The sequence below is a fragment of the Amycolatopsis sp. NPDC051373 genome (assembly GCF_040689465.1).
Taxonomy (GTDB): Bacteria; Actinomycetota; Actinomycetes; order Mycobacteriales; family Pseudonocardiaceae; genus Amycolatopsis.
On sequence record NZ_JBFBAE010000002.1, the window covers coordinates 43,267 to 63,757 of the forward strand.

The following is a 20,491-nucleotide window of genomic DNA, read 5'->3' on the forward strand; positions in this document are numbered from 1 at the left end:
GGACGGTCCGTTGGTCACCTCTCCACCCCCATTGGCTTCCCCGATCTTCCAGCGTATCCGCGACGCGGGTCGATTGGTCACGTGTTCCCCGTGGCGGCGGTCCGTTCGAACACCCCGCGAGCTAGCGCCCACTGCTCGAACTCCGCGAGGTTGTCCGCGGTGATCACCTGCGGCTGAAGTCGCCGCTGGTTTCCCTCGAGGCCCACCGGGGCGAAGCCCAGCAGCGTCAGTGCGTCCGCGGTCCCGAGACGAGCGGCGAGCGCGATCGCGGCGGCCGCGTAGTAGCCGAAGTAGTACTCACGGATCCAGATGCTCGCGAAAACGGATCCGCGCCGGATAGCGGCCGCGGTCTCGGGCAGCATGTCGTTGCCGACAATCGCTACCTCGCCCATCCGGCCTGCGTCTTCGACGGCCGCGGCCTGGACAGCGGCGTGGTAGCCGTAGACGCCGTAGCAACCGGCGACATCCGGATACTCCGCCAGCAGCCTGCGGACGTTCGCGGCAGCGATGTTGATGTGTTCGCCGTCGTCGTCACCGCCGACCACCTCGATGCCGGCTTCGGCCATCACCTCGCGGAACCCGCGCAGTTTCCCGGCTGCACCATGAGCATGGGTGGAGCCGGTCTGCGCGAGAACACGCGCGCCGGCCGGCACCTGCTGTGCGAGCAAGCGACCGGCCTGACGGCCCAGCTCGACCGGCGTCGGCATGCCGACGTACAGCGCCCGGCCGCAGCCGGGCGCGTCGAGGTCGAACGTCACGACCGGCACCCCGGCACCGGTCGCCTCGGCGACCACGGTGTCGAAGGCCGACTCGCGGGTCGCGACAAAAGCCAACCCGTCCACGCGTTTCGTGAGGTGCCGCCGCATCGCCTCCACCTGGTCGTCGACAGATTCGTACTCGGGGGCTTCGAAGACCACGTCGAGTCCCCAGCGTTCGGCGGCGTCGCGCCAGCCGGCGTTGACCATGTCCCAGTACGGTCCGCGGTTCTTCTCGATCACCGCGATCGTCAGCCTGCGGTTCCACCCGCCGGCCCGGTCAGGCGTATTCATAGCGCACCGCGGTCGATTCCAGGTCGACGCCCAACACCGACTCCGAGCCGATTCCGAGGCCCGGACGGTCGCTCACGTTCGCCACACCTTCGACGATCGTCACGCCGCCCGAGCTCACGATGTCCTGTTCGAACAGCGTGTGGCACGCGACGCCCGTGTAGAGCGGATTGCGCGAAGCCACCGCGAGGTGGGCAACGGCCGTGTTCGCCACCTTCATCTCGTTGATCTCGTCGACGATGTAGTCGACGTTGTGTGCCTCGGCGACCCGGATCATCTGCTGGCACTTCTGGACGCCCCCGACGCGGCTGATCTTCAGGCTGACGATGTCGGCGGCTTCGGACTCGATGACGCGGTTGAGGTCGGCCACGGTGCGGATCCCGTCGTCGGCCATGACCGGGAACCGCGTCGATCGGCGGATCTTCGCCAGGCCGCTGAAGTCGTTGGCCAGCACCGGTTGCTCGAGGATGACCTTCTGGTGCAGCGGCACCTCCTTCTCCAGCACTTCCGCGATCAAGAGAGTCTGGTTGACCGACCAGGCCTGGTTCGCGTCCAGGCTCAGCGTCGCGAGATCCCCGATCACCGGCAACAAGGACCGGACGATGTCGAGGTCGTACTCCGTGTCGCCGCTCATCTTCTGCTTGAAGAACCGGTAGCCCTGCGTCATCAGCCGGGCCATGTCGCTGGCGGTGTCCTCGTAGGTGGCCGGCGTGATGTGGGTGGGCACGCCGTCGTGCATCCGCCCGCCGAGAAGCTGGTACACCGGAATGCCGAGGATCTTGCCCGCCAGGTCGTGCAGCGCGATGTCGATGCCGGCCTTCGCCGCGACATTGCCGGCCGGCGAGTAGCGGTCCATCAGCGTGTTCGCTTTGGTCAGCTGCAAGGGGTCGAGACCGACGAGACCCGGCTTGAGCAGGTCGATGCCACCCATCGTCGAGGGCGCGGTCTCACCGTAGAGTCCAGGGCAGTGGGCTGCTTCGCCGATGCCCACGACACCTTCGTCGGTGTGGATCTGAACGATGACGTTGACCTGGGTCTCGTCCTTGACGTAGTACCGCTTGTCCTTCATGTACTCGGGCCGGTAGTCGGCGCGGACGGCGGTGCCGGTGATGTCGGTGATCTTCAAGTGTTCCTCCCTGGAACTGCTGCTGGAGTCAGCCGGGTGCGCGATCAGGTGGTCGCGCGCCGGCGGGAAATCGAGTCGACGACCACGGCGGCGACGAGCACGGCGCCGATCACCATGTACTGCAGGTCGGAGACGAGGTTGAGCAGGTACATGCCGTTGTAGATCGACCCGATGACGAGCCAGCCGATGACCGCCGACCACGCGCTGCCCCGGCCGCCGAACAAGCTGGTGCCGCCGATGACCGCCGCGGCGATCGAGTACAGCAGCAGCGTGCTTCCACCGAGGTCCTGCGAGGCAGCGCCGACGTAGGAAGCCGACAGCACGCCTCCCGCGGCGGCCATGGCGCCGGAAATGGCGAAGACGGACACGCGAATCCGGTCCACGTTGATCCCGGCGCGACGTGCTGCTTCAGCGTTTCCACCGACGGCGCGCACCCGCTGGCCGTATCGGGTCTGGGTGATCAAAACCCAGAAGAAGACCGCGAGAACCAGGAAGATGATCAGCGCCAACGGAACACCGACCGCTCGGTTGAGCTCCCACACCACGACGAACAGCGCGACGGCGAGACCGACCACCTGGACCACCAGCAGACCCAGCGGCGGTGCGCTCACCCCGGAGCGCACGTGCCGTCGCCTGCTGGTCAGCCCCAGCACCAGGAAACACACCACCGCGACCGCGGCAAGCCCGTAGCCCGCCACCGGCGCGAGGCTGCGGCCCTCCAGCTGGGAGATGGTGCCGCCGAAGGGGAACAGGATCGTGCCGGTCTTACCCAGGAACCGCAGTTGCAGACCGAGGAAGAGCAGCAGACCGCCGAGCGTCACGATGAACGACGGAACGTTGAGCCGTGTTCGGATGAACCCTTGGAGGGCGCCGAGCACTCCCCCGGCCGCGACGGTCGCCACGATCCCCAGGATGGGGTTCCAGCCGTTGTTCTGGACGAGGACGGCGAGGATGGCCGCTCCGAGGCCGCAGACCGAGCCGATGGACAGATCGACCTCGCCGATCAGCAGAACCATGACCACGCCCAGTGAAATCACGCCACCGTAGGAAATCTGGCGCGCGAGGTTGTGCACGTTGTCGTCAGAGAGGAACCGGTTGTTGACGAGCTGGAAGACGATCCAGATCAGGACGAGGCCGAGGTAGACCGACAGGCTTCCCACGTCGCCCTTGCGGATCTGCTTCGCCTTGGCGCGGACGAGCTCCCCCAGCGTCGGCGCGGCCTGACCGAGCGGTACCGGCTCTGACGTTGCAGCAGTCGTCTCGACTTGCGGCAGCTCTTCGACTGTCCTTTCCGGACTCATGCGAGGTCACCTCCCGAGGTGATGCCGTGCAGCTCCCGGCCGGCGCCGAGATCCGTGGCCGAGGTCAGGCCGGTGATCGCGGAGACCACCTGTTCGTGCGTGGCCGCCGAGGTGGAGAACTCCCCCGCGTTGCGACCCAGCCGGAGCACGCAGATCCGATCGGCCACGGCGAACACGTCGGCGAGGTTGTGGCTGATCACGACGACGCCGAGACCGCGTGCCTTCAACCGCCTGAGCAGCTGGAGCACCTGCGCGGTCTGTGCCACTCCCAGGGCCGCCGTCGGTTCGTCCAGGAGCACGACCTTCGGCTCGCCGAGGATCGCTCGCGCGATGGCGACGGCCTGCCGCTGCCCGCCCGAGAGGTCCTCGACCCGGGCCAGCACGTTCGGAATCCGAGCGCCGAGGCCGGCCAGCAGAGCTCGCACCTGCTTCGCCATGTCGATCTTGTCGAGCAACCTGGCGGTCCGGTACGGGCCCGTCAACATCTTCTCCCGGCCGAGAAAGAGGTTGGCGACGACGTCGAGGTTGTCGCACAGAGCCAGATCCTGATAGACGGTCGCGATCCCGAGCTTGGCCGCGTCCTGCGGTGTCGCCACCGTCACGGGGTTGCCTTCGAAGGTGATCTGCCCGGAGTCCGCGGGCGACACCCCGGCGATCGCTTTGATCAGCGTGCTCTTGCCGGCGCCGTTGTCGCCGACCAGTGCCACGATCTCCCCCGCCCGCGCTTCGAACGCAACATCCTGCAGGGCGTGCACGGCACCGTAGGACTTCTCGGCGTGCGCCAGCGAAAGCAGGACCCTGCCCTGCCCGTTTTCGTGTTCCGTTGCCACAGCTGTTTCCTTCACCCTGTGATACCGGCCCGAGCGCACGCGTCGGCCGCGCCGCCCCCGCACACCTCGGCCGACGTCGCGAACCCGTCGGCGATCACCGTCGACTTGATGTTGTCGACGGTGACGGCGATCGGCGGCAGCAGCTGCGTCGGCACTTCGTCGCCGGTCACGTTCTTCACCATCGGTGCCGGCGGCAGCGGCTTGCCGTGCGCGAGGAGGATGGCGATCTTGGCCGCCGCGTCCGCCTCGGCCTTGAGATTCTTGTACGTGGTCATGTACTGGGTACCGAGCACGATGCGCTGCAGACCCTCGTCGGTCGCGTCGAGACCCGTCACCGGTGGGATCGGCGAGATGTTCGCCTGGCGCATCGCGGTGACCGCCGCGCCGGCCAGCGTGTCGTTCGCCGCGTAGACGCCGACGATGTCGTGCGCACCGATCTTCGCGATCGCCTGCGTCATCTCTGTGGTGGCGTTGGTCGGCGACCACCCGTCGGTGTCGTACTCGGCGGCGATCTTGTACCCGGACTTGTCGAAGACCTCGTGCGCGCCCTGCTTGAAGAACGCTCCTGTGGTGTCCGGCACACCGTTGATCATGACGATGTTGCCGGCACTGTGTCCCGCAACCTGCATCGCCTTGATCATGGCGTTCGCCTGGGTCTTGCCGACCTCGACGTTGTCGAACCCCGTGCGGTACGCCAGCGGGCCGCCGGCGGTGCGGTCGTAGGCGACCGTCGGCACGCCCTTGGCTTTCGCCTCCTGCACGATGGCAGCCGAACTGTTCACGTTCGCCGCGTCGAGCACCAGCACCTGCGCGCCCTGCGCGAGCGCCGACTCGGCTTGCTGTTGCTGCTTGTCCGCCGCGTTCGCGGCGTTGAAGTACAGCACCTTGCAGCTGGAATCCTGGGCCTTCACGGCATCGAGGAACAGCGGGTGATCTTTGGCTTCGTAGCGCGGCGTCGTGTTCTCGGGCAAGAGGAACGCGATCGTGCACCCACCCTCGCCGGACCGCGACGGCTGCACCTCGGCGGCACACGCCGACGCGCTCACCCCGACGGCCAACGCCATCAACACCGTGGACAAGCAGGCTCTCTTCATTGACAGCTCCTCTGGCTGGCGCATGCTCTGCTCCGGGGGAACCGCGCGTCGATTCGTGCACGGCCCTGCTCGCCGGACAGTTTCATCAGCCGAGGCCGGTTCTGTCAACTAGTGAACAGAACAAACGGGCAATATTCGAAAGTATTTGCCGATTCTGTTCATCTAGCGCCGTTCACGAACAGAACTACCGAGCCGGGAATCACCCCGTCGGGGTCTGCAATGCAGGGTCGCCAATAGCCGAAATCGCAGGCGCGCACGAAGTCGATTTATTCGACTTCACCATTTCGCCATCGACGAAGGTCGTCAGTGAAGCCCGGTCACTCGCGACGACGCCCAGCGCGCGACCAGCAAGACGATGCCGATCACGGTGATCGCGAAAGCCGTGCGCGGAACCCAATCGCCCCATCGCACGTAGGGAGTGATCTCCTCGTACAGTGGCACATCGACCACGAAGATCCTGCGCTCGTCCGGCGGCATCCAGGCCAGCTGCCTGCCCCGCGCGTCGAACGCCGCGGATGTTCCGTTCAGCTCCACCAGGACGGCGGATCGCCCGGACTCCACCGCCCGCACCGCCTCGGCACTCGCCTGTTGCGGTTGTACCCAGGTTCCGTGGAACGACGTGAGCGAGCCCTGCGCCACCGTGACGTCGGCGTGCAGCCGAACGAGTTCCCGGCGCAGGTCGGGAAAGATCGACTCGTAGGAGATCAGTGGGCCCACCCGAGTCCCGCCGACCCGCAGCACCACCGGCTCTCGGCCCGGGGCCCGATCTTCCTCGGCGATGGCGGTGCCCCGAAGCACCTTTCCCAGCAGCTGCCGCATCGGCACGTACTCGCCGAACGGGACCAGCCGCCGCTTCTCATACGTACCAACCAAACCATCGGGTCCGTACTGCTGAGTCGTCTTCCTGATCCGGCCGTCCGCTGCTCGCGCGTCGACGTTGACGAGCACGTCGCTTCCCGCGATCGCCGCGGCCTGGCGCAACCGGCCCATCACATCGGGACGGCTCGCCGGGTCGAACGGCACGCTGCTCTGCCCCCAGACCACCATGCCCTGCCCCAGACCGGCGGCCCTTTGGGTCAATTCCAGATGCGCCGCCAAACGCTCGTCTCCTCCGTACACGACGCCAGGCTGCACCCCCACTACACGGACGCTGCCGGTCACCACCGGTTCCGGCCGGAGCAGCCCATAGCCGATCGCGAGTGCGGCGAACACGACGGCGAGTCCTCCCCCGAGCAGCCGCGCTGCCCTGCGGGCGCCGGGAAGAAACACGGCAGCAAGCCCGACATTGACGGCCACCAACACGAAGCTGAGCAACCACACCCCACCCAGCGACGCCACGGCCAGCACCGGCCGCACCTGCCACTGCGTCAAACCGACAAGACCCCAAGCACCGCCCAGACCTTCCCACGAACGCAGCGCTTCGACGCTGACCCAGACCGACGGCAGCACCACCACCGCCAAGGCCACCCGCGCACCGGACGGTTCTCGCAGCAGCCCGTACGTCGCCAGCCCGAATGGCACCCAGAGGGCGGCGACCACAACGCCCACCACAAGCGCCAGCATTCCGATGTTCGGCAGCAGCCACTGCAGCACAACGACAAAGAACCCGACCGCGGCTAGCGAACTCCGCCAAGCCGCCTCACCGTACGAGCCCGCGCGCCCGAGCAACAATACCAGCGGGACCAGCCCGACCCACCCCAGCCACCACGCATCGGCAGCCGGGAAGGCCAGCGCCACCACGCAACCACACGGCAAAGCCAGCCCACGCACCGCCCACCGACGCACCCGCACGGCAACAGGCATACCAGCACGCTACTCCCCGCCAGGCGTGAGTCGGGCCAGATCACCGCACCTCCCGGCCCGCCGAGCATCCTCCGCGCGCCCACCCCTACCAGGCGGTACCGAGCCGACCAGGACTACGTCAAACGGGTTGCCGCCGATGCACGGTCCGACCTGAGTCAGGCGTGATGGAACTCGGGTGGGCACTTCTCGGTGAACGTGGCCATGCCTTCATTCCGGTCGCGGGTGGCGAGCAAAACATGGAACACCCGGCGTTCAAACAAGACGCCGACCACCACCACCCGACCGTTCCGGCGCGGCGCCCTCCCGCTTCGGGACTGGCGGGATCGCTCGGAAATCGCCGGTGGAACATGACCTTCCCCGCGACGCCGACGGTCCCACCGCCGTCACCTCTCACAGGCCGAGCGCGCGCCGGACCTCGACCAGATGCCGCCGCGACACCGCGACGGTCTCGCGGTCGGGCCCGTCCAGGACGAGCGCGAATCCGCTGTGGAAGGTCGGGGCGATTTCGCGCACCCGGTGCAGGTTCACCACGCAGTGCCGATGCACCCGCAGGAATCCGTGGGGTGCCAGCCGCGTCGCCAGCCGGCTCAGGGTGTGGTTCAGTGCCCGCAGTCGGCCCCGGTCGGTCAGCAGCCACACGATCTTGCCCTCGGCCTGCGCGACCCGGATCTCCGCCGGGGCCATCAGCAGGATGTGCCCGCCGTGGATGCCGGCGACCCGGAACACCGGCGCTTGAGCAGCCTCGATCGCCGGCGGTGTGTCCGTACTGGTGGTGAGGAGCGTGCCGATGAGCTGCCCGTCGTGCTGGATGGGCTGGACGGTGATCGGGCACCCGTCCTCCGCGCACGCGGCCAGCCGCAGCGCGCCGGCACGCGCGCGGGAGCCGAGCACCGCGCGCCCGACCTCGTTCGCCGCCACAAGCCGCCCGCGCCGGTCGATGACCGCCAGCGGTCCGGCGTCGGCGGCGGCCCACGGTCGCAGCGATCCGGCCACCTCGGTGAGCACGTCTTCGCGCCGGTGACGGAGGCCGTAATCCAGTTCCTGGGCACAACGGTGCAGCCGCGCGATCGCGAGCGCCGTCAGCGGGCGGCGATGCACCAGGAACGCGAGGACTGCGCACGGCCGGGGACAGTCGGGGTCGCCCACCGCGACGCCCGCGCCGGACCAGTCGGCCAGGTCACCGCGCCAGTGTTCGGAACCGGTCACGTGGGCGTGTCCGTCGAGCAGCGCGGTTCCGAGGGCATTGGTACCGCGGCTGCTCTCCGACCAGTCGTGCCCGGGTGCCAGCTGGTGCGCACCGGCAAGCGCGACGGCCGAACTGCTCCCGAACACCGCGACGACCCGCCCGTCCGCAGCCGCGACCGCCACCACCCCGTCGGTTCGGGTGAGGTCGGCCGCCAGCGAGCGGGCGGCCGACACCACGGTGCGCGGCGCCGCGGCAACCGAGTCGGCAGAGGGGTCGGGCGGCGGCGTGTCGGGGGCAACGCCGTAAACCTCGCGGCAGCGCTGCCAGGACGCCTGGATCGCAGGCGGGATCGCGGCGGTGCCGTTCGTTCCGGGTTCGTGGCCGCCAGCGCCGGCGCGCTGACCGTCCATGCCGACCTCCTCGCGTTCGGGCGGCCCCCTGAACAGACTAGGACGGACGTGGCCGGCCGGGATAGCGTCCGCGCGCCGTCGCCCGGGCAGATCGACGATTCCGGCCGATCCGACGACCCGATGCAGGGAGGTTTCGTCATGGCCATCGACTTCACCCCCACCCCGGAACAACGGGAACTCCAGGCGAGCACCCGTGCCTTCGCCCGCGGCATACTCGCGCCGGTGGTCCGTGCGGCCGACGCCGAGACGGACCCGTTGCGCGCCTTCCAGATGACCAAGGACGCCTATGTGCAGGCGTACCGCGCCGGCATCGCGTTCTGCATGCTGCCCACGCAGTACGGTGGCGGCGGGCTGTCCAATGTGGACCTCATCCTGGCCGCCGAGGAAATGTGCTCCGTCGACCCGGGTTTCGCCTGCACCATCCTGGTCAACGGGCTGGGCCTGATGCCCGTCTGGTACTGGGGCAGTGACGAGCAGAAGGACCGCTTCCTGCGCGCAGCCACCTCTGACCCGACCGGCGAGTACATCGTCGGCTACGCGGTGAGCGAGCCGGCCGGCAGCCCCGGCGGCACGGCGAACTTCGACGCGCCCGATGCTTCACCCGTCGGGATCGGTGTCACCGCCACGCTCGATGGCGACCACTACGTGCTCAACGGCCGCAAGTACTGGCCGTGCAACGTCGCAGGCTGGGACGGCCACGGTGCCAACGCGAGCATCGTCGTGGTGCGCACCGACCCGTCGAAGGGCGGCACCGAGGGGCTTTCGGCGATCATGATCGAGCGCGGCACCCCCGGTGTCAGCTACAACCTCATCAGCAAGATGGGGCATCGGCTCACCCCCAACGCCGAGATCGTCTTCACCGACGCCCGGGTTCCCGCGAACAACCTCGTCGAGGGCACCCGCGGCAACGGCGATCTGCTGATCAACCGCAACTTCGCCTGGTCGGGGCCGGTGGCCGGAATCGCGGCGGTCGGCGTGGCCCGGACCGCCTACGAATCCGCCCTGGAATGGGCGCGGACCTACACCGCCGGTGGCCCGAGCCCGATCATCAACCACCAGAACGTCGGTTATGTGCTCGGGGACGTCGCGGCTCGGATCGAGATGTGCCGCTGCTTCTGCTGGAAGGCCGCGCACTTCCTGGACCAGCACGACTACCACGGCGAGCTGATCGGCGCGATGTGCAAGATCCAATGCACGGAGCTGATGTTCGACGCGGTCTACAAGTGCATGCAGGTCGTGGGCGTGAACAGCCTGGACAAGCAGCACGAGTTCGAGAAGCTGCTGCGCGAGGCCGCAGTGCTGCCGCTCTACGACGCCGGCAACTTCGGCATGCAGCGCCGTCGCGTCCACGGCGTGCTCGCCAGCCCGGACTACAACCCGCGCGCGCTGATGGACGACGAGTTCGTGCCCTTCACGAAGTTCATGGAGACCATCGACACGGTCCCCACCTACCAGGAGACCCCGCTTCCCGTGTGACGGGCGAGCGCTCGGGTGCGTCCCTCACCGGACGCGCCCGGGCGCTGGGCGCCGGCCTGGCGGAACCGGTACTCGGCGAGGTCGGCCCGCGCGCCGCAGCGCGTCGAGAAGAAACAGCGGCGCCCGGCCGTGCCCGATGAACCGGTCGGCTTCGGCCGTCGAAGACCCACTGGGTCGCAGTGCGCTCCGGGTAGCGCTTGATGCCGGTCGTCGGACACTCCCCACGGGCTGGGATTCGGGTTCCCCGGCGTAGGCCGGGTAATCGGCGTAGCCACTGGTACCGCCTTGGTAGAAGGTTTCGCGATCGGCGACGGCGAGCGGGTGGCCGTGCTCGAATCGAGTGGGCAGATCCGGGTTCGCGATGAACAGTTGCGCGAAGGACACCAGATCGGCCAGGCCTTCGGTGATCACCCGGTTGCCGGACTCCTGGTCCATGCCGGCGTTGGCGACAAGGGTGCCGTGGTACCGCGGGCGGAAGCGGACCAGCGACGCACGCTGCTGATCCGGCGTGACAAGTTCGTTGGGCCGCCTCGTCATCATGAGGTGCAGGTAGGCGAGCGGGTGGTCGTTGAGCCGCTCGGCGACGTGCTCGTGGCCGGTCAGCAGTTCCGGTGCCACCTCGGTGGTGGAGCCGATCGCCTGGTAGGGCGCGAACTTCACGCCGACGCGGTGCGGATCCCAGACGCCGGTCACCGCCTCGAGAATCTCGAACAGGAACCGCGCGCGATTCTCGGCGCTGCCGCCGTAGGCGTCGGTGCGCAGGTTGAGCGCGGGGTTCAGGAACTGCGCGATCAGGTAGCCGCGCTGGGCGTGGATCTCGACACCGTCGAACCCGGCGCGGCGCGCGTTCGCCGCCGCGGAGCGGTACTGCTCCACGATCTCGGCGATCTCGTCCACGGTCAGCGCCCTCGGCGTCACCGTCTCGGTGAACCCGCCGACGGGGGTGAACACGCGGCCCCCGGGATTGACCGCCGACGGCGCGACCGGGAGGTGGCCGCCGTGGTAGTCCGGGTGCGAGCTCGCGCCGGTGTGGGCGAGCTGCGCGAAGATCACCCCGCGCTCGGCGTGCACGGCACCCGTCACCTCCGTCCAGCCCGCGACCTGTTCGGCGCCGTAGAGGCCGGGCACATGCACCGAGCCGACGGCGCCAGGGCTGATCCACGTGCCCTCCGACACGATCAGTCCGGCGCCGGCCCGCTGCCGGTAGTACTCGGCGTGCAACGGTGTCGGCGCAAGCTCGCGGTTCTCCGCTCGGGCTCTGGTCATCGGGGCCATCACGACGCGGTTGCGCAACCACAGGTCACCAAGGTCGTAGGGGCCCAGCAGCGGCTGCTGCGCCGCCGGTGACGAGTCGGGCACGTCCGCCTCCTCGCTTTCGTTCGTCGGAGATGCTGACCGGTTCACCCTCTCTCCGGACCTGAATCATGTCCAACGATGACTACAGATGCCTTCCAGCACCTTGAGCGATAATCGAGTCATGGAACTACGACACCTCGAGCACTTCCTCGCTGTGGCCGACGCGGGCGGTTTCACCCCCGCGGCACGCCGTTTGCACGTCGTGCAGTCCGGCGTGTCGGCGACGATCAAAGCGCTGGAACACGAACTGGGCGCCCGGCTGTTCGACCGCGGACGCGACGAGGTGACCTTGACTCCGGCCGGGCGCGTCTTCCTGCCCCGGGCGCGCGAGACGCTGGACTCCGCCCGCGCCGCCAAGGACGCGGTGCAGGAACTCGGCGGCACGCTTCAGGGGACCGTCACCGTCGGCACGCTCACCTCGGTCCACCTCATCGACACGCCGGGCATCCTCGCCACGCTGCGCGCCCGCCATCCCGGAGTCACCGTCCGGCTCCGCGCGGCGCTCGCCGGATCGACAGGGCTGGCACAGGAACTGCGCGACGGCCAGCTCGATGTCGCGTTCCTCTCGCTGCCCGGGCCGACGCCGGCCGGGTTGCGGGTCAGGGTACTGGAGATGACCCCGCTGGTGCTCTACGTCCCCACGGACCACCCACTCGCCGGCGCGGGCCGGGTCTCGCTGTCACAGCTCGCCGAATTCCCGTTCATCGACTCCCCGCCGGGCTTCGGCAACCGCATCATCGCCGATCAAGCTTTCGCCGGCGCCGGCATCGAACGTGAGGTCACCTTGGAGATCGCCGACATCGGCACAGCCGTGCACTTCATCCGCGCGGGACTCGGAATCGGTTTCCTCGGCCGATTCCTGGTCGACGACCCCGCGGGGCTGGCCACCGTGGAGGTCGCCGATCACGAGCTCCTGTGGCAGCTCACCGTCGCGACCTCCGCGACCCGACGACCCAGCGCCGCAGCGCGGGCATTCCTGGAACTTCTCGACGAGGTGCACCCGACACCGAATCGCCGGCAGGTACGCGGTTGACCCGAGTTGCACAGGCGGCCGAGGCGCCGCACCGAGATCAGGTCGGTGACCCAAAACCGGCAGCACGAGTGCTTCGACTCTCGCGTCGCATCGACTCCGCCTTGTCGAGGTAGGCCGTTCAGGAAATGGCGTCGACGCGAGGATCCATCCGGTCCTCGCGGCACGAGCCCGGACCCGGTAGACATCGCCGTGGAAGATCGCCTGGTCAAGCCGGCCGCCAGAACCGGATCCGGAAGTTCGGCCACCACCACGAATGCCCCTCCGGCGTGGACAGCACGAAGGGCCTGTTCCGGCGATGGGTGCCCGGCATCGTCCACCGTGGACGGACGGTCAGACCAGCGCTTCGATCCGCACCGCGGCGCCCGACGGGTCCACGCGGGCGAGCCAGGAGGCCGGCAGCAGCGCCGGGCGGGACGGGACGAACTGCGGAAGCCGGCCCTGCCACAGGACCCGGTCGCCCTGACTGACCCGCACCCGTGGCAGGCGGGCGAACGCGCTCGGCCGCAGGATCACCCGGCCGCGCGCCGGGAGGTCCGCCGACGACGAGATGCGCTGCGGACTGGTCCAGGCCAGCGGGCCGTCGACCTCGATCGGGACCCCCGCGCCGGCCGCCGACGCCGCGCGGCCGGCCAGCCAGCGCGCAATCGAACGGCCGGCGTGGCGGCCCGACAGCGCCGCGACGTCCGCTGTTTCGACCGGGTGACAAAGGTTTCCGGCGGCGAAAAGTCCGGGCGTGCTGGTGGCCCCGGTCGCGTCGATCACCGGTCCGAGAGTCCGCGGGTCCATCCCGACGCCCGCCGTCCGGGCGAGTTCGTGGTCCGGCACCCAGTCGCCGGTGAACACGACGGTGTCGCAGGCCTCGGTCCACCGGTGCCCGTCGGCAAGGCGCTCCAGCTCGACCTCCGCGATTCGTGGCTTGCCCCGCACCGCGACGACCCGGGTGCCCGTCAGCACCGGCACGCGCAACATCCACCGCGCGCCGAGGTGGAACGGCAGGTAGCTCTGGTGCCGCGGCAGCTCGGTGGTCAGCGCGGCGACCTCGACCCCGGCGTGCCGCAACGTCATCATCGCGGAGAAGCCGACGTGCTCGGCACCCACCACGATCGCGCGCCGCCCGACCGGCCGGTGCTGCAGGTAGACGGTCTGCTGCAGCTGCCCGGTGGTGTACACGCCCTGGCCACGGTCCCCGGGCACCCAGCGCGCCGGGCGCGGGCGCTCGCGGGCGCCGGTGGCCATCAGCACCGCCGAGGCGTGCACGACCGACAGCCCGTCCGGCGCCGTCACCTCGAGCCCGCCGTCGCCGGACCAGCCTGTGACCATGGTCGTGGTGCGCAGGGTGACGCCCGCCGCCGCGGCCAGTGCGGCGTAGCGCCGGGCGTAGGCCGGCCCGGTCATGATCCGCCGGAAGTCCCGCAGGCCGTAACCGGTGTGCGCGGAATGCCGCGGAATCCCGCCGGCGACGACCTCCCGCTCCAGCACCTCGACCCGCTCCACCCCGGCCCGGCGCAGCGCGACCGCCGCGGCGAGCCCGGCCGGCCCGCCGCCGATCACGGCGACGTCGACGTCGTGCCTGATCCGCTCGTTCACTTCGCGGCCTCCGCTTTCACGGGCGCGTCCGCGCCCTCGTCGACCATGCGCGAGACCGCCGCGCCACAGTAGAAACCCTGACACCGGCCCATCCCGGCCCGAGTGCGGCGTCGCAATCCCTCCACAGTGGACGGGGCGATTTCGCTGTGCAGCGCATCGCGGATCTCACCGCGGCTGACGCGTTCGCAGAAGCAGACGATCTCGCCGTAGGCGGGGTCCTTCGCGATCAGCTCGGCGTCCTCGGCCGGGCGGACGTCCACCTGGCCGAGATACGGCATCTGTGGCGGGACGACGTCCGCACGCGGCCCCGGCATCACCTCTCCCGGCCAGCCCGCCAGCTCCGCCCCGACGTGCTCGGCGATCGCGAGCGACGAGGTGAGCCCTGTCGACCGGATCCCACCCACGCACACGTAGCGCTGATCGGGATGGAACGAGATCTGGTAGTCGCCGAACTCCGTCGCCGCCCGCAGGCCTGCGTAGATCGTGGTGACCTCTTCGCTCAGCAGCGCGGGGACGATCCGGTTTCCCTTCTCCCGCAACATGGCCAGGCCGTCCTCTGTGGACCCGGTGGCCGAGCGGTCGGTCAGGTCCTCCGCAGTGGGGCCGAGCATCACGTTGCCGTAGACGGTCGGGCTCACCAGCACGCCCTTGCCCATCTTCGTCGGCACCGGCAACAGGATGTGGTTCACCAACGACCGCGCCAGCTTGTCGAACACGATGAGCTGGCCGCGGCGGGGGGTGATCGTGAACGACTCGTGCCCGAACATCGCGTGCACGTGATCGCTGCCGAGGCCCGCGGCGTTGACCACGTACCGGGCCCGGACCGGTCCCCGGTCGGTGTGCAGCACCGTGTGGTCCGCACCCGGCTCCGCGCCGGTCACGGTATGGCCGAGCAGCAGTTCGGCACCGTGGCGCACCGCCTCCGTCGCGAACGCCAGCGTGGTCGTCCACGGGCAGATGATGGACTCCCCCGGCACCTCCAGAGCGGCCAGCGCACCCGGGCCGAGGTGCGGCTCGCGCCGCGCCAGCTCGGCGGAGTCCAGCAGCCGGGTCTCGTGGTAGCCGTTGGCCGCGGCCTTCTCGGCCAGCCTCGGCAGCGCCGCCAGCTGCTCCTCGTCCCAGGCGACCAGCAGGGCGCCCAGCGGCTCGACCGGGATCCCCGCCTTGGCGGCGTAGTCGGACAGCAGCCGGTACCCGCGCGCGACGAGCCGCGACTCGGTGGTGCCGGGCGTCGCGTCGAAGCCGGTGTGCAGGATCGCGGTGTTGGCCTTGCTGGTCACGTCCCCGACGTCGGAGCGCGTGTCCACCAGCGCCACGGACCGGCCGCGCAGCGTGAACTCGCGCGCCAGCGCGGAGCCGACCACACCGGCTCCGATCACGACCAGGTCGTACTCGGGCTCTGGCATCAGGAATCAGCCCTTCCGGGAAACACGCGGCCTTCGCCGCTGAACTGCCGGGTCGCCTCCAGCGCGGACCGCCAGCGGCCCAGCTGCTCGGCGGCCCAGGCGGGCGGGCGGCTCGGTTCGACGACCGTGCCCGGCCGCGGGTCGGGCAACGGGTGGCCGGCGGCACCGCGCAGCGCCAGATCGGCGACGCCGAGCGCGGTCGCGTGCGGAGCGGCGGCCACCTCCACCGGTGCCTGCAGCAGGTCGGCCTGCAGCTGCACCAGCACTCGCGACCGGGTGAGCCCGCCGTCGAGCCGCAGCCTGGGCGCGGCGCCGAGGTCCGCCGCCGCGGCGTCGACGAGGTCCACGATCTGCGCGGCGATCCCCAGGCAGACCGCGCGGGCCAACTGCGCCCGGGTCGCCGCCAGGTTCAGTCCCAGGAAGCCACCGGTCGCGCCCGGCTGCCAGTGCGGCGCGGCCAGCCCGGCGAGCGACGGCACGAAAACCACCCCGGCCGTGTCGTCCACTGTGGACGCCAGCTCGTCGAGCTCGCCGGCCGAGCCGAGCAGGCCGACGTCGCGCAGCCAGGACACCGCTTTGCCCACGGTGTACACCTGCCCGTCGAGGCACCAGCGCCGCTGCCCCGCGATCTGCCACGCGATGGACGGGGTCAGCCCGGCTTCGCTGCGCTGCGGCCGGTCACCGGTGTTGACGAGCAGGAAGGCGCCGGTGCCATACGTGCACTTCGCCTCGCCCCGCTCCCGGCAGCGCTGCGCCCACAGCGCAGCCTGCTGGTCCACGATCACCCCGGAGACCGGGATCTCGGTGCCGAATGCGCTGGTAGTGCCGACCACCTCGTCGTTGCCGGCCAGTCGCGGACGGCGCTCGGTCAGCCCGAACAGGTCCCAGGCCTCGTCCGACCAGGTGCCGGACTCGAGGTCGAGCAGCATGCTGCGCGACGCGGTCGCGACGTCGGTGACGAACTCGCCGGTGAGCCGATGCAACAGCCACGTGTCGGTGGTGGTGACCACTCCCCCGGCGCCCACGTGCTCGCGCAGCCACCGCATCTTCGGGGCGGAGAAGTACGGGTCGAGCGGCAGGCCGCTGATCTCGCCGAGCCGGTCGGCGACGTCGCGCAGGGACTCGCACACCTCGACGGCCCGCCGGTCCTGCCACACCACGCACTGCGAGAGGGCTTCGCCCGACGCGGGGTCCCACGCCAGCACCGTCTCGCCCTGGTTGGCGAGCCCGACGACGCCGGCACCCACCCCGGCCGCCGCGACGGCCGCGCGGCCCGCGTCGAGAACCGACGCCAGCAGCTCGCCCGGATCGACTTCCACCGCACCCGGTTTCGGCGTCCGCACGGACAGAGACCGGTCGACCTCGGCCAGCACGGCACCGTCTTCAGCGACGACGAGCGCCTTGGTCGCCGAGGTGCCCTGGTCGATGGCGAGCACGGCTCCGGTCATGAGGCCGCGTCCTCGGCTCCGGCCACGGCCGGCTGCACGACGGTCAGACCCGCGTCGCGCAGCTGCGCGACCATTTCGGGGTCCGCGGAGGAGTCGGTGATCAGCGCCGTGATGCGGTCGAGCGCGCAGACCTTCCGCAGCGCGACGTGCCCGAGCTTGCTTCCGTCCGCCAGCACGTAGACCTCGGCCGCGTTGCTGATCATCCGGCGCCGGACGGCGATCTCGTCGAGGTGGTAGTCGGTGAGCCCGCCGATCGCGTGGACCCCGCCGGAGCCCAGGAACGCCTTGTCCGCGAAGAAGTTGCTGATCTGGTCCTCGGCGTCGGGCCCGGAGCAGGTCAGCTCGTCGTGCCGGACACGGCCGCCCACGAGGTGCAGGTTCACCGCGTCCCGGCCGGCCATCGCCAGGACCGCGCCGAGGTTGTTGGTGACCACGCGGCCGCTGAACGACTCGGGCAGCGCGCGAGCGGCGGCGAGCACGGTGGTGCCCACGTCGAGGAACACCGTGTCGTCGTCACCGACGATCGAGGCGACCACCTCGGCGATCTCCGCCTTGGCCTCGCGCTCGATGTTCTCGCGCTCCACCCGGCCGGGCTCGGCGCTGCGGGACAGGTTCTTGGCCTTGGCCGCACCTCCGTACACGCGGCGGATGGCGCCTTCGCGCTCCAGCAGCACGAGATCGCGCCGGATGGTCTCCGGCGACACGTCGAGCTGGACCGCCATGTCCGCGGGCCGGAGCACCTCGCTGCTGTTCAGCAGCGCCAGAATCTGCCTGCGGCGTTCGTCGGGAAGCACGTTTCCCCCTACCTTCCTCAAGTGCACGAGCGAGCCAGGCCCATCACGTTCTCCGGAGCACCCGGCGCAGAGCGCCGGCCTGCTGCCCGAGTTCGTCCAGGCCGGCCGCGACCACGAGCGCCGCGCCGGTCGCAATGGCCTGTGCGAAGTACGGCACGTTCATCAAGGTCATACCGTTGTTGAGCACGCCGAGGAAAACCACCCCCAGCAGGACGCCGAGCATCGTCCCCCGGCCGCCGCTGAACGCGACCCCGCCCAGCAGCACCGCGGTGAGCACCTGCAGCTCGAAGTTGGCACCGAGCGTGCTCGGCGGCGCGGAGTCGAGCCGCGCCGCGAAGAGCACCCCGCCGAGGCCGGCGGCCAGCCCGGTGACCACGAACACCAGCAGCGGCAAGCGTTTCGTCGCGATCCCGGAGAGGAACGCCGCCTCCCGGTTGACGCCGATCGCGTAGACCTGGCGACCGGCGGGCGTGCCGTAGAGGAACAGCGCGCCGAGCCCGAACACGATGAACGCGATCCACACCGGGACCGGGATGCCGGCATAGAGACCACGGCCCAGCAGCGACATCCCCGTTCCGAAGTCGGCCGGCGGGTCAGAGCGCAGGAACTGCGCGATCCCCCGGTACAGCTGCAGGGTGCCGAGCGTGACGATGATCGGGCTGAGCCGGGTGTAGGACACGAGCACGCCGTTGACCAGACCACCCACGGCGCCGACGACGAGGCCCGCGAGCACGGCCAGCCCCCAGTTCAGGTGATGGTCGACGATGAGCAGCCCGGTGACCACCCCGGACAGCCCGACCACCGACCCCACCGAGAGGTCCACGTAGCCCATGATCACGAGCACCGCCTGCGGCACCGCGACGATGAGCAGCACGGCGCCCGACAGCGCGATGTTCTTGATGTTCCCCACGGTGAGGAACAGGTCCGACCCGCTGGTGAAGAAGCCAACCAACACGAGCAGGCCGATCAGCAGTGCCGACCGCAGGACGAGCTCCAGCACCGGCGTACGCCGGGTGGTGCTCCCCTCGGGGGTGGCGGTTGCCGTCGTCATGGGCGTACCTCCGGGAGGGTGGCTGCGGCGTCGTCGGGCAGGTCAGTGGTGACACCGGTGAACTGATGGGCTTCGGCGAGCAAGGCGGATTCGGTGATGTCCTCGCCGGTCAGCTCGGTGGTGAGCCGGCCGCGGTCCATCACGACGGCGCGGTGCGCGAGCAGGGCGACCTCCTGGGCATCCGAAGACGCGAAGACCACCGCGAGACCGCGGGCGGCCAGCTCCCGGCACACCTGGTAGATCTGCCGCCGGGCCCCGACGTCGACTCCCTGCGTCGGCTCGTCGAGCAGCAGCACGCCGAGCTCCCCGGCCCGCGCGAGCCAGCGGCCGAGGACGAGCTTCTGCTGGTTCCCGCCGGAGAACTGGCCGCCCTTGCGGCCGCCGTCGGGCGGCTGGAGGTCGACCTGCCGGGCGGTCTCGGCGAACAGCCGCTTCTCGCGACTGTGCCGCCGCAGGCCGAGCCGCGCGAGCCGCCGGTACGACGGGAGCAGCAGGTTGTCCGCCGCGTTGCGGGTCGGCCACAGCGCCTGCCGGAGCCGGTCCGACGGGACGAGCGCGATCCCGCGCCGCACCGCACCCGCCGGGGTGCGCGGCGCCGACCGTTCGCCGTCGACCTCCGCGCTGCCGCGGGCGGCGCGGTAACGGCCGGCGAGCGTCTCCAGAAGCGACGTGCGGCCGGAACCGAGCACACCGTAGAGACCGAGGATCTCGCCGGAGCGCACGTCGAGGTCGATCGGCCCGAACCGCGGGCCGGCCAGGTCCCGCAGCCGCAGCCGGACCGGACCGAGGTCGGCGGGCTCGGCCGGTGCCGTCGGCGCGCCGGTCCCGCCGGAGATCACCTCGACGATCCGCTCCGGCTCGACATCGGAGACCTTCTCCTGCAAGGCGACCACACCGTCGCGGAGGACCGTGACCCGGTCGGCGATGCGGAAGACCTCGCCCAGGCGGTGCGTGGTGTAGACGATGCGCGCCCCGCCGTCCTTCATCTTCACGATCTCGGCGAAGAGCCGTTCCGTTTCGCTCTCCGACAGCGACGCCGTGGGCTCGTCGAGGATCAGCACCCGCACATCGGTGCGGTGCCACGCTTTCGCGATCTCCAGGAGCTGCTTGGTGCCCATGGGCAGGCCGCCGACCTTCGTCCCCGGCGCGACGTCGAGGCCGAACCGGTCGAGCAGCTCGGCGGTGACCCGCCGCTGGCCGGCCCGGTCGAGCACCCCGGCGACGGTCTTCTCCTGGCCGAGGAACAGGTTGTCGCTCACCGACAGCACGTCGATCAACGAGAGGTGCTGGTGGATGGTGGCGATCCCGGCGGCGAAGGCCCGGTTCGGGGTGAGCTGGCCCAGCGACTCGCCGTCGAGCGCCAGCTCACCCGCGTCCGGGGTCACCACTCCGCCGATGCACTTGATCAAGGTCGACTTGCCGGCGCCATTGGGGCCGAGCAGCGCGTGCACCTCGCCGGGGGCGATGTCGAGATCGACTCCCTTGAGGACGGTGGCCGCGCCGTATCCCTTGACCAGGCCTCGAATCGTGAGCGTCATCGGGTT

At 70.1% G+C, this 20,491-nt stretch carries 16 protein-coding genes; 2 read left to right on the plus strand and 14 right to left on the minus strand.

What is annotated here, in order from left to right:
• Positions 1 to 77 precede the first annotated feature (77 nt).
• The 7 genes from AB0383_RS03650 to AB0383_RS03680 all read right to left on the minus strand — a co-directional run bounded on the left by AB0383_RS03650 (position 78) and on the right by AB0383_RS03680 (position 8,967).
• On the minus strand, positions 78 to 1,049 hold the full coding sequence (locus AB0383_RS03650) for a substrate-binding domain-containing protein (protein ID WP_366184974.1): 972 nt from the start codon (positions 1,047 to 1,049) through the stop codon (positions 78 to 80).
• Positions 1,036 to 2,172, minus strand: coding sequence for an enolase C-terminal domain-like protein (locus AB0383_RS03655; protein ID WP_364176057.1), 1,137 nt, complete (start codon positions 2,170 to 2,172; stop codon positions 1,036 to 1,038). Before AB0383_RS03655 ends, AB0383_RS03650 begins: the two co-directional genes overlap by 14 nt.
• 44 nt (positions 2,173 to 2,216) lie before the next feature.
• Entirely contained in the window at positions 2,217 to 3,473 is a 1,257-nt protein-coding gene (locus AB0383_RS03660) for a hypothetical protein (RefSeq protein WP_364176060.1), read from the minus strand.
• The gene (locus AB0383_RS03665) at positions 3,470 to 4,303 is read right to left on the minus strand and encodes an ATP-binding cassette domain-containing protein (protein WP_364176063.1); all 834 of its coding nucleotides are present in this window, start codon (positions 4,301 to 4,303) and stop codon (positions 3,470 to 3,472) included. The genes AB0383_RS03660 and AB0383_RS03665 overlap by 4 nt, the downstream gene beginning before the upstream one ends.
• 11 nt (positions 4,304 to 4,314) lie before the next feature.
• Complete coding sequence (locus AB0383_RS03670; RefSeq protein WP_364176066.1) at positions 4,315 to 5,397, minus strand: substrate-binding domain-containing protein; 1,083 nt, start codon at positions 5,395 to 5,397, stop codon at positions 4,315 to 4,317.
• A gap of 303 nt (positions 5,398 to 5,700) precedes the next feature.
• Positions 5,701 to 7,134: an apolipoprotein N-acyltransferase gene (gene lnt, locus AB0383_RS03675; RefSeq protein WP_366184978.1), complete on the minus strand. Its 1,434-nt coding sequence runs from the start codon at positions 7,132 to 7,134 to the stop codon at positions 5,701 to 5,703.
• 456 nt (positions 7,135 to 7,590) lie between these two features.
• A complete protein-coding gene (locus tag AB0383_RS03680; protein WP_366184980.1) occupies positions 7,591 to 8,967 on the minus strand; it encodes a LytTR family transcriptional regulator DNA-binding domain-containing protein in 1,377 nt (458 codons plus the stop codon).
• On the opposite strand from AB0383_RS03680, the gene AB0383_RS03685 reads away from it, so the two are divergent.
• Positions 8,935 to 10,272 carry an acyl-CoA dehydrogenase family protein gene (locus AB0383_RS03685; protein ID WP_364176074.1) on the plus strand — a complete coding sequence of 446 codons (1,338 nt, stop codon included), beginning with the start codon at positions 8,935 to 8,937 and terminating at the stop codon, positions 10,270 to 10,272. The genes AB0383_RS03680 and AB0383_RS03685 overlap by 33 nt on opposite strands.
• A gap of 24 nt (positions 10,273 to 10,296) precedes the next feature.
• Here AB0383_RS03685 and AB0383_RS03690 read toward each other — a convergent pair whose 3' ends face one another.
• Positions 10,297 to 11,631, minus strand: a complete 1,335-nt coding sequence (locus tag AB0383_RS03690) for an alkene reductase (protein WP_366184983.1) — start codon at positions 11,629 to 11,631, stop codon at positions 10,297 to 10,299.
• A gap of 118 nt (positions 11,632 to 11,749) precedes the next feature.
• On the opposite strand from AB0383_RS03690, the gene AB0383_RS03695 reads away from it, so the two are divergent.
• The gene (locus AB0383_RS03695) at positions 11,750 to 12,661 is read left to right on the plus strand and encodes a LysR family transcriptional regulator (protein WP_366184985.1); all 912 of its coding nucleotides are present in this window, start codon (positions 11,750 to 11,752) and stop codon (positions 12,659 to 12,661) included.
• A 330-nt stretch (positions 12,662 to 12,991) separates the two neighbouring features.
• Here the strand turns inward: AB0383_RS03695 and AB0383_RS03700 are convergent, their stop codons facing one another.
• From AB0383_RS03700 to AB0383_RS03725, 6 genes are read right to left on the minus strand one after another with little or no spacing between them, the layout of a single operon-like run.
• Positions 12,992 to 14,248, minus strand: a complete 1,257-nt coding sequence (locus AB0383_RS03700; RefSeq protein ID WP_366184987.1) for an FAD-dependent oxidoreductase — start codon at positions 14,246 to 14,248, stop codon at positions 12,992 to 12,994.
• Positions 14,245 to 15,654: an NAD(P)/FAD-dependent oxidoreductase gene (locus AB0383_RS03705; protein WP_366184989.1), complete on the minus strand. Its 1,410-nt coding sequence runs from the start codon at positions 15,652 to 15,654 to the stop codon at positions 14,245 to 14,247. The genes AB0383_RS03700 and AB0383_RS03705 overlap by 4 nt, the downstream gene beginning before the upstream one ends.
• Positions 15,654 to 17,102, minus strand: coding sequence for an FGGY family carbohydrate kinase (locus tag AB0383_RS03710; protein ID WP_366184991.1), 1,449 nt, complete (start codon positions 17,100 to 17,102; stop codon positions 15,654 to 15,656). Before AB0383_RS03710 ends, AB0383_RS03705 begins: the two co-directional genes overlap by 1 nt.
• Complete coding sequence (locus AB0383_RS03715; protein ID WP_364176090.1) at positions 17,099 to 17,896, minus strand: DeoR/GlpR family DNA-binding transcription regulator; 798 nt, start codon at positions 17,894 to 17,896, stop codon at positions 17,099 to 17,101. The genes AB0383_RS03710 and AB0383_RS03715 overlap by 4 nt, the downstream gene beginning before the upstream one ends.
• A 43-nt stretch (positions 17,897 to 17,939) precedes the next feature.
• Positions 17,940 to 18,947, minus strand: a complete 1,008-nt coding sequence (locus AB0383_RS03720; protein ID WP_366184993.1) for an ABC transporter permease — start codon at positions 18,945 to 18,947, stop codon at positions 17,940 to 17,942.
• Complete coding sequence (locus tag AB0383_RS03725) at positions 18,944 to 20,485, minus strand: sugar ABC transporter ATP-binding protein (protein WP_366184995.1); 1,542 nt, start codon at positions 20,483 to 20,485, stop codon at positions 18,944 to 18,946. The genes AB0383_RS03720 and AB0383_RS03725 overlap by 4 nt, the downstream gene beginning before the upstream one ends.
• Positions 20,486 to 20,491 lie beyond the last annotated feature (6 nt).

Coding starts and splice junctions, on each gene's coding strand:
- AB0383_RS03720 (WP_366184993.1), bottom strand. CDS start 18,947: ATGACGACGGCAACCGCCACCCCCGAGGGGAGCACCACCCGGCGTACG.
- AB0383_RS03685 (WP_364176074.1), top strand. CDS start 8,935: ATGGCCATCGACTTCACCCCCACCCCGGAACAACGGGAACTCCAGGCG.
- AB0383_RS03695 (WP_366184985.1), top strand. CDS start 11,750: ATGGAACTACGACACCTCGAGCACTTCCTCGCTGTGGCCGACGCGGGC.
- AB0383_RS03650 (WP_366184974.1), bottom strand. CDS start 1,049: ATGAATACGCCTGACCGGGCCGGCGGGTGGAACCGCAGGCTGACGATC.
- AB0383_RS03725 (WP_366184995.1), bottom strand. CDS start 20,485: ATGACGCTCACGATTCGAGGCCTGGTCAAGGGATACGGCGCGGCCACC.
- AB0383_RS03670 (WP_364176066.1), bottom strand. CDS start 5,397: ATGAAGAGAGCCTGCTTGTCCACGGTGTTGATGGCGTTGGCCGTCGGG.
- AB0383_RS03705 (WP_366184989.1), bottom strand. CDS start 15,654: ATGCCAGAGCCCGAGTACGACCTGGTCGTGATCGGAGCCGGTGTGGTC.
- AB0383_RS03660 (WP_364176060.1), bottom strand. CDS start 3,473: ATGAGTCCGGAAAGGACAGTCGAAGAGCTGCCGCAAGTCGAGACGACT.
- AB0383_RS03710 (WP_366184991.1), bottom strand. CDS start 17,102: ATGACCGGAGCCGTGCTCGCCATCGACCAGGGCACCTCGGCGACCAAG.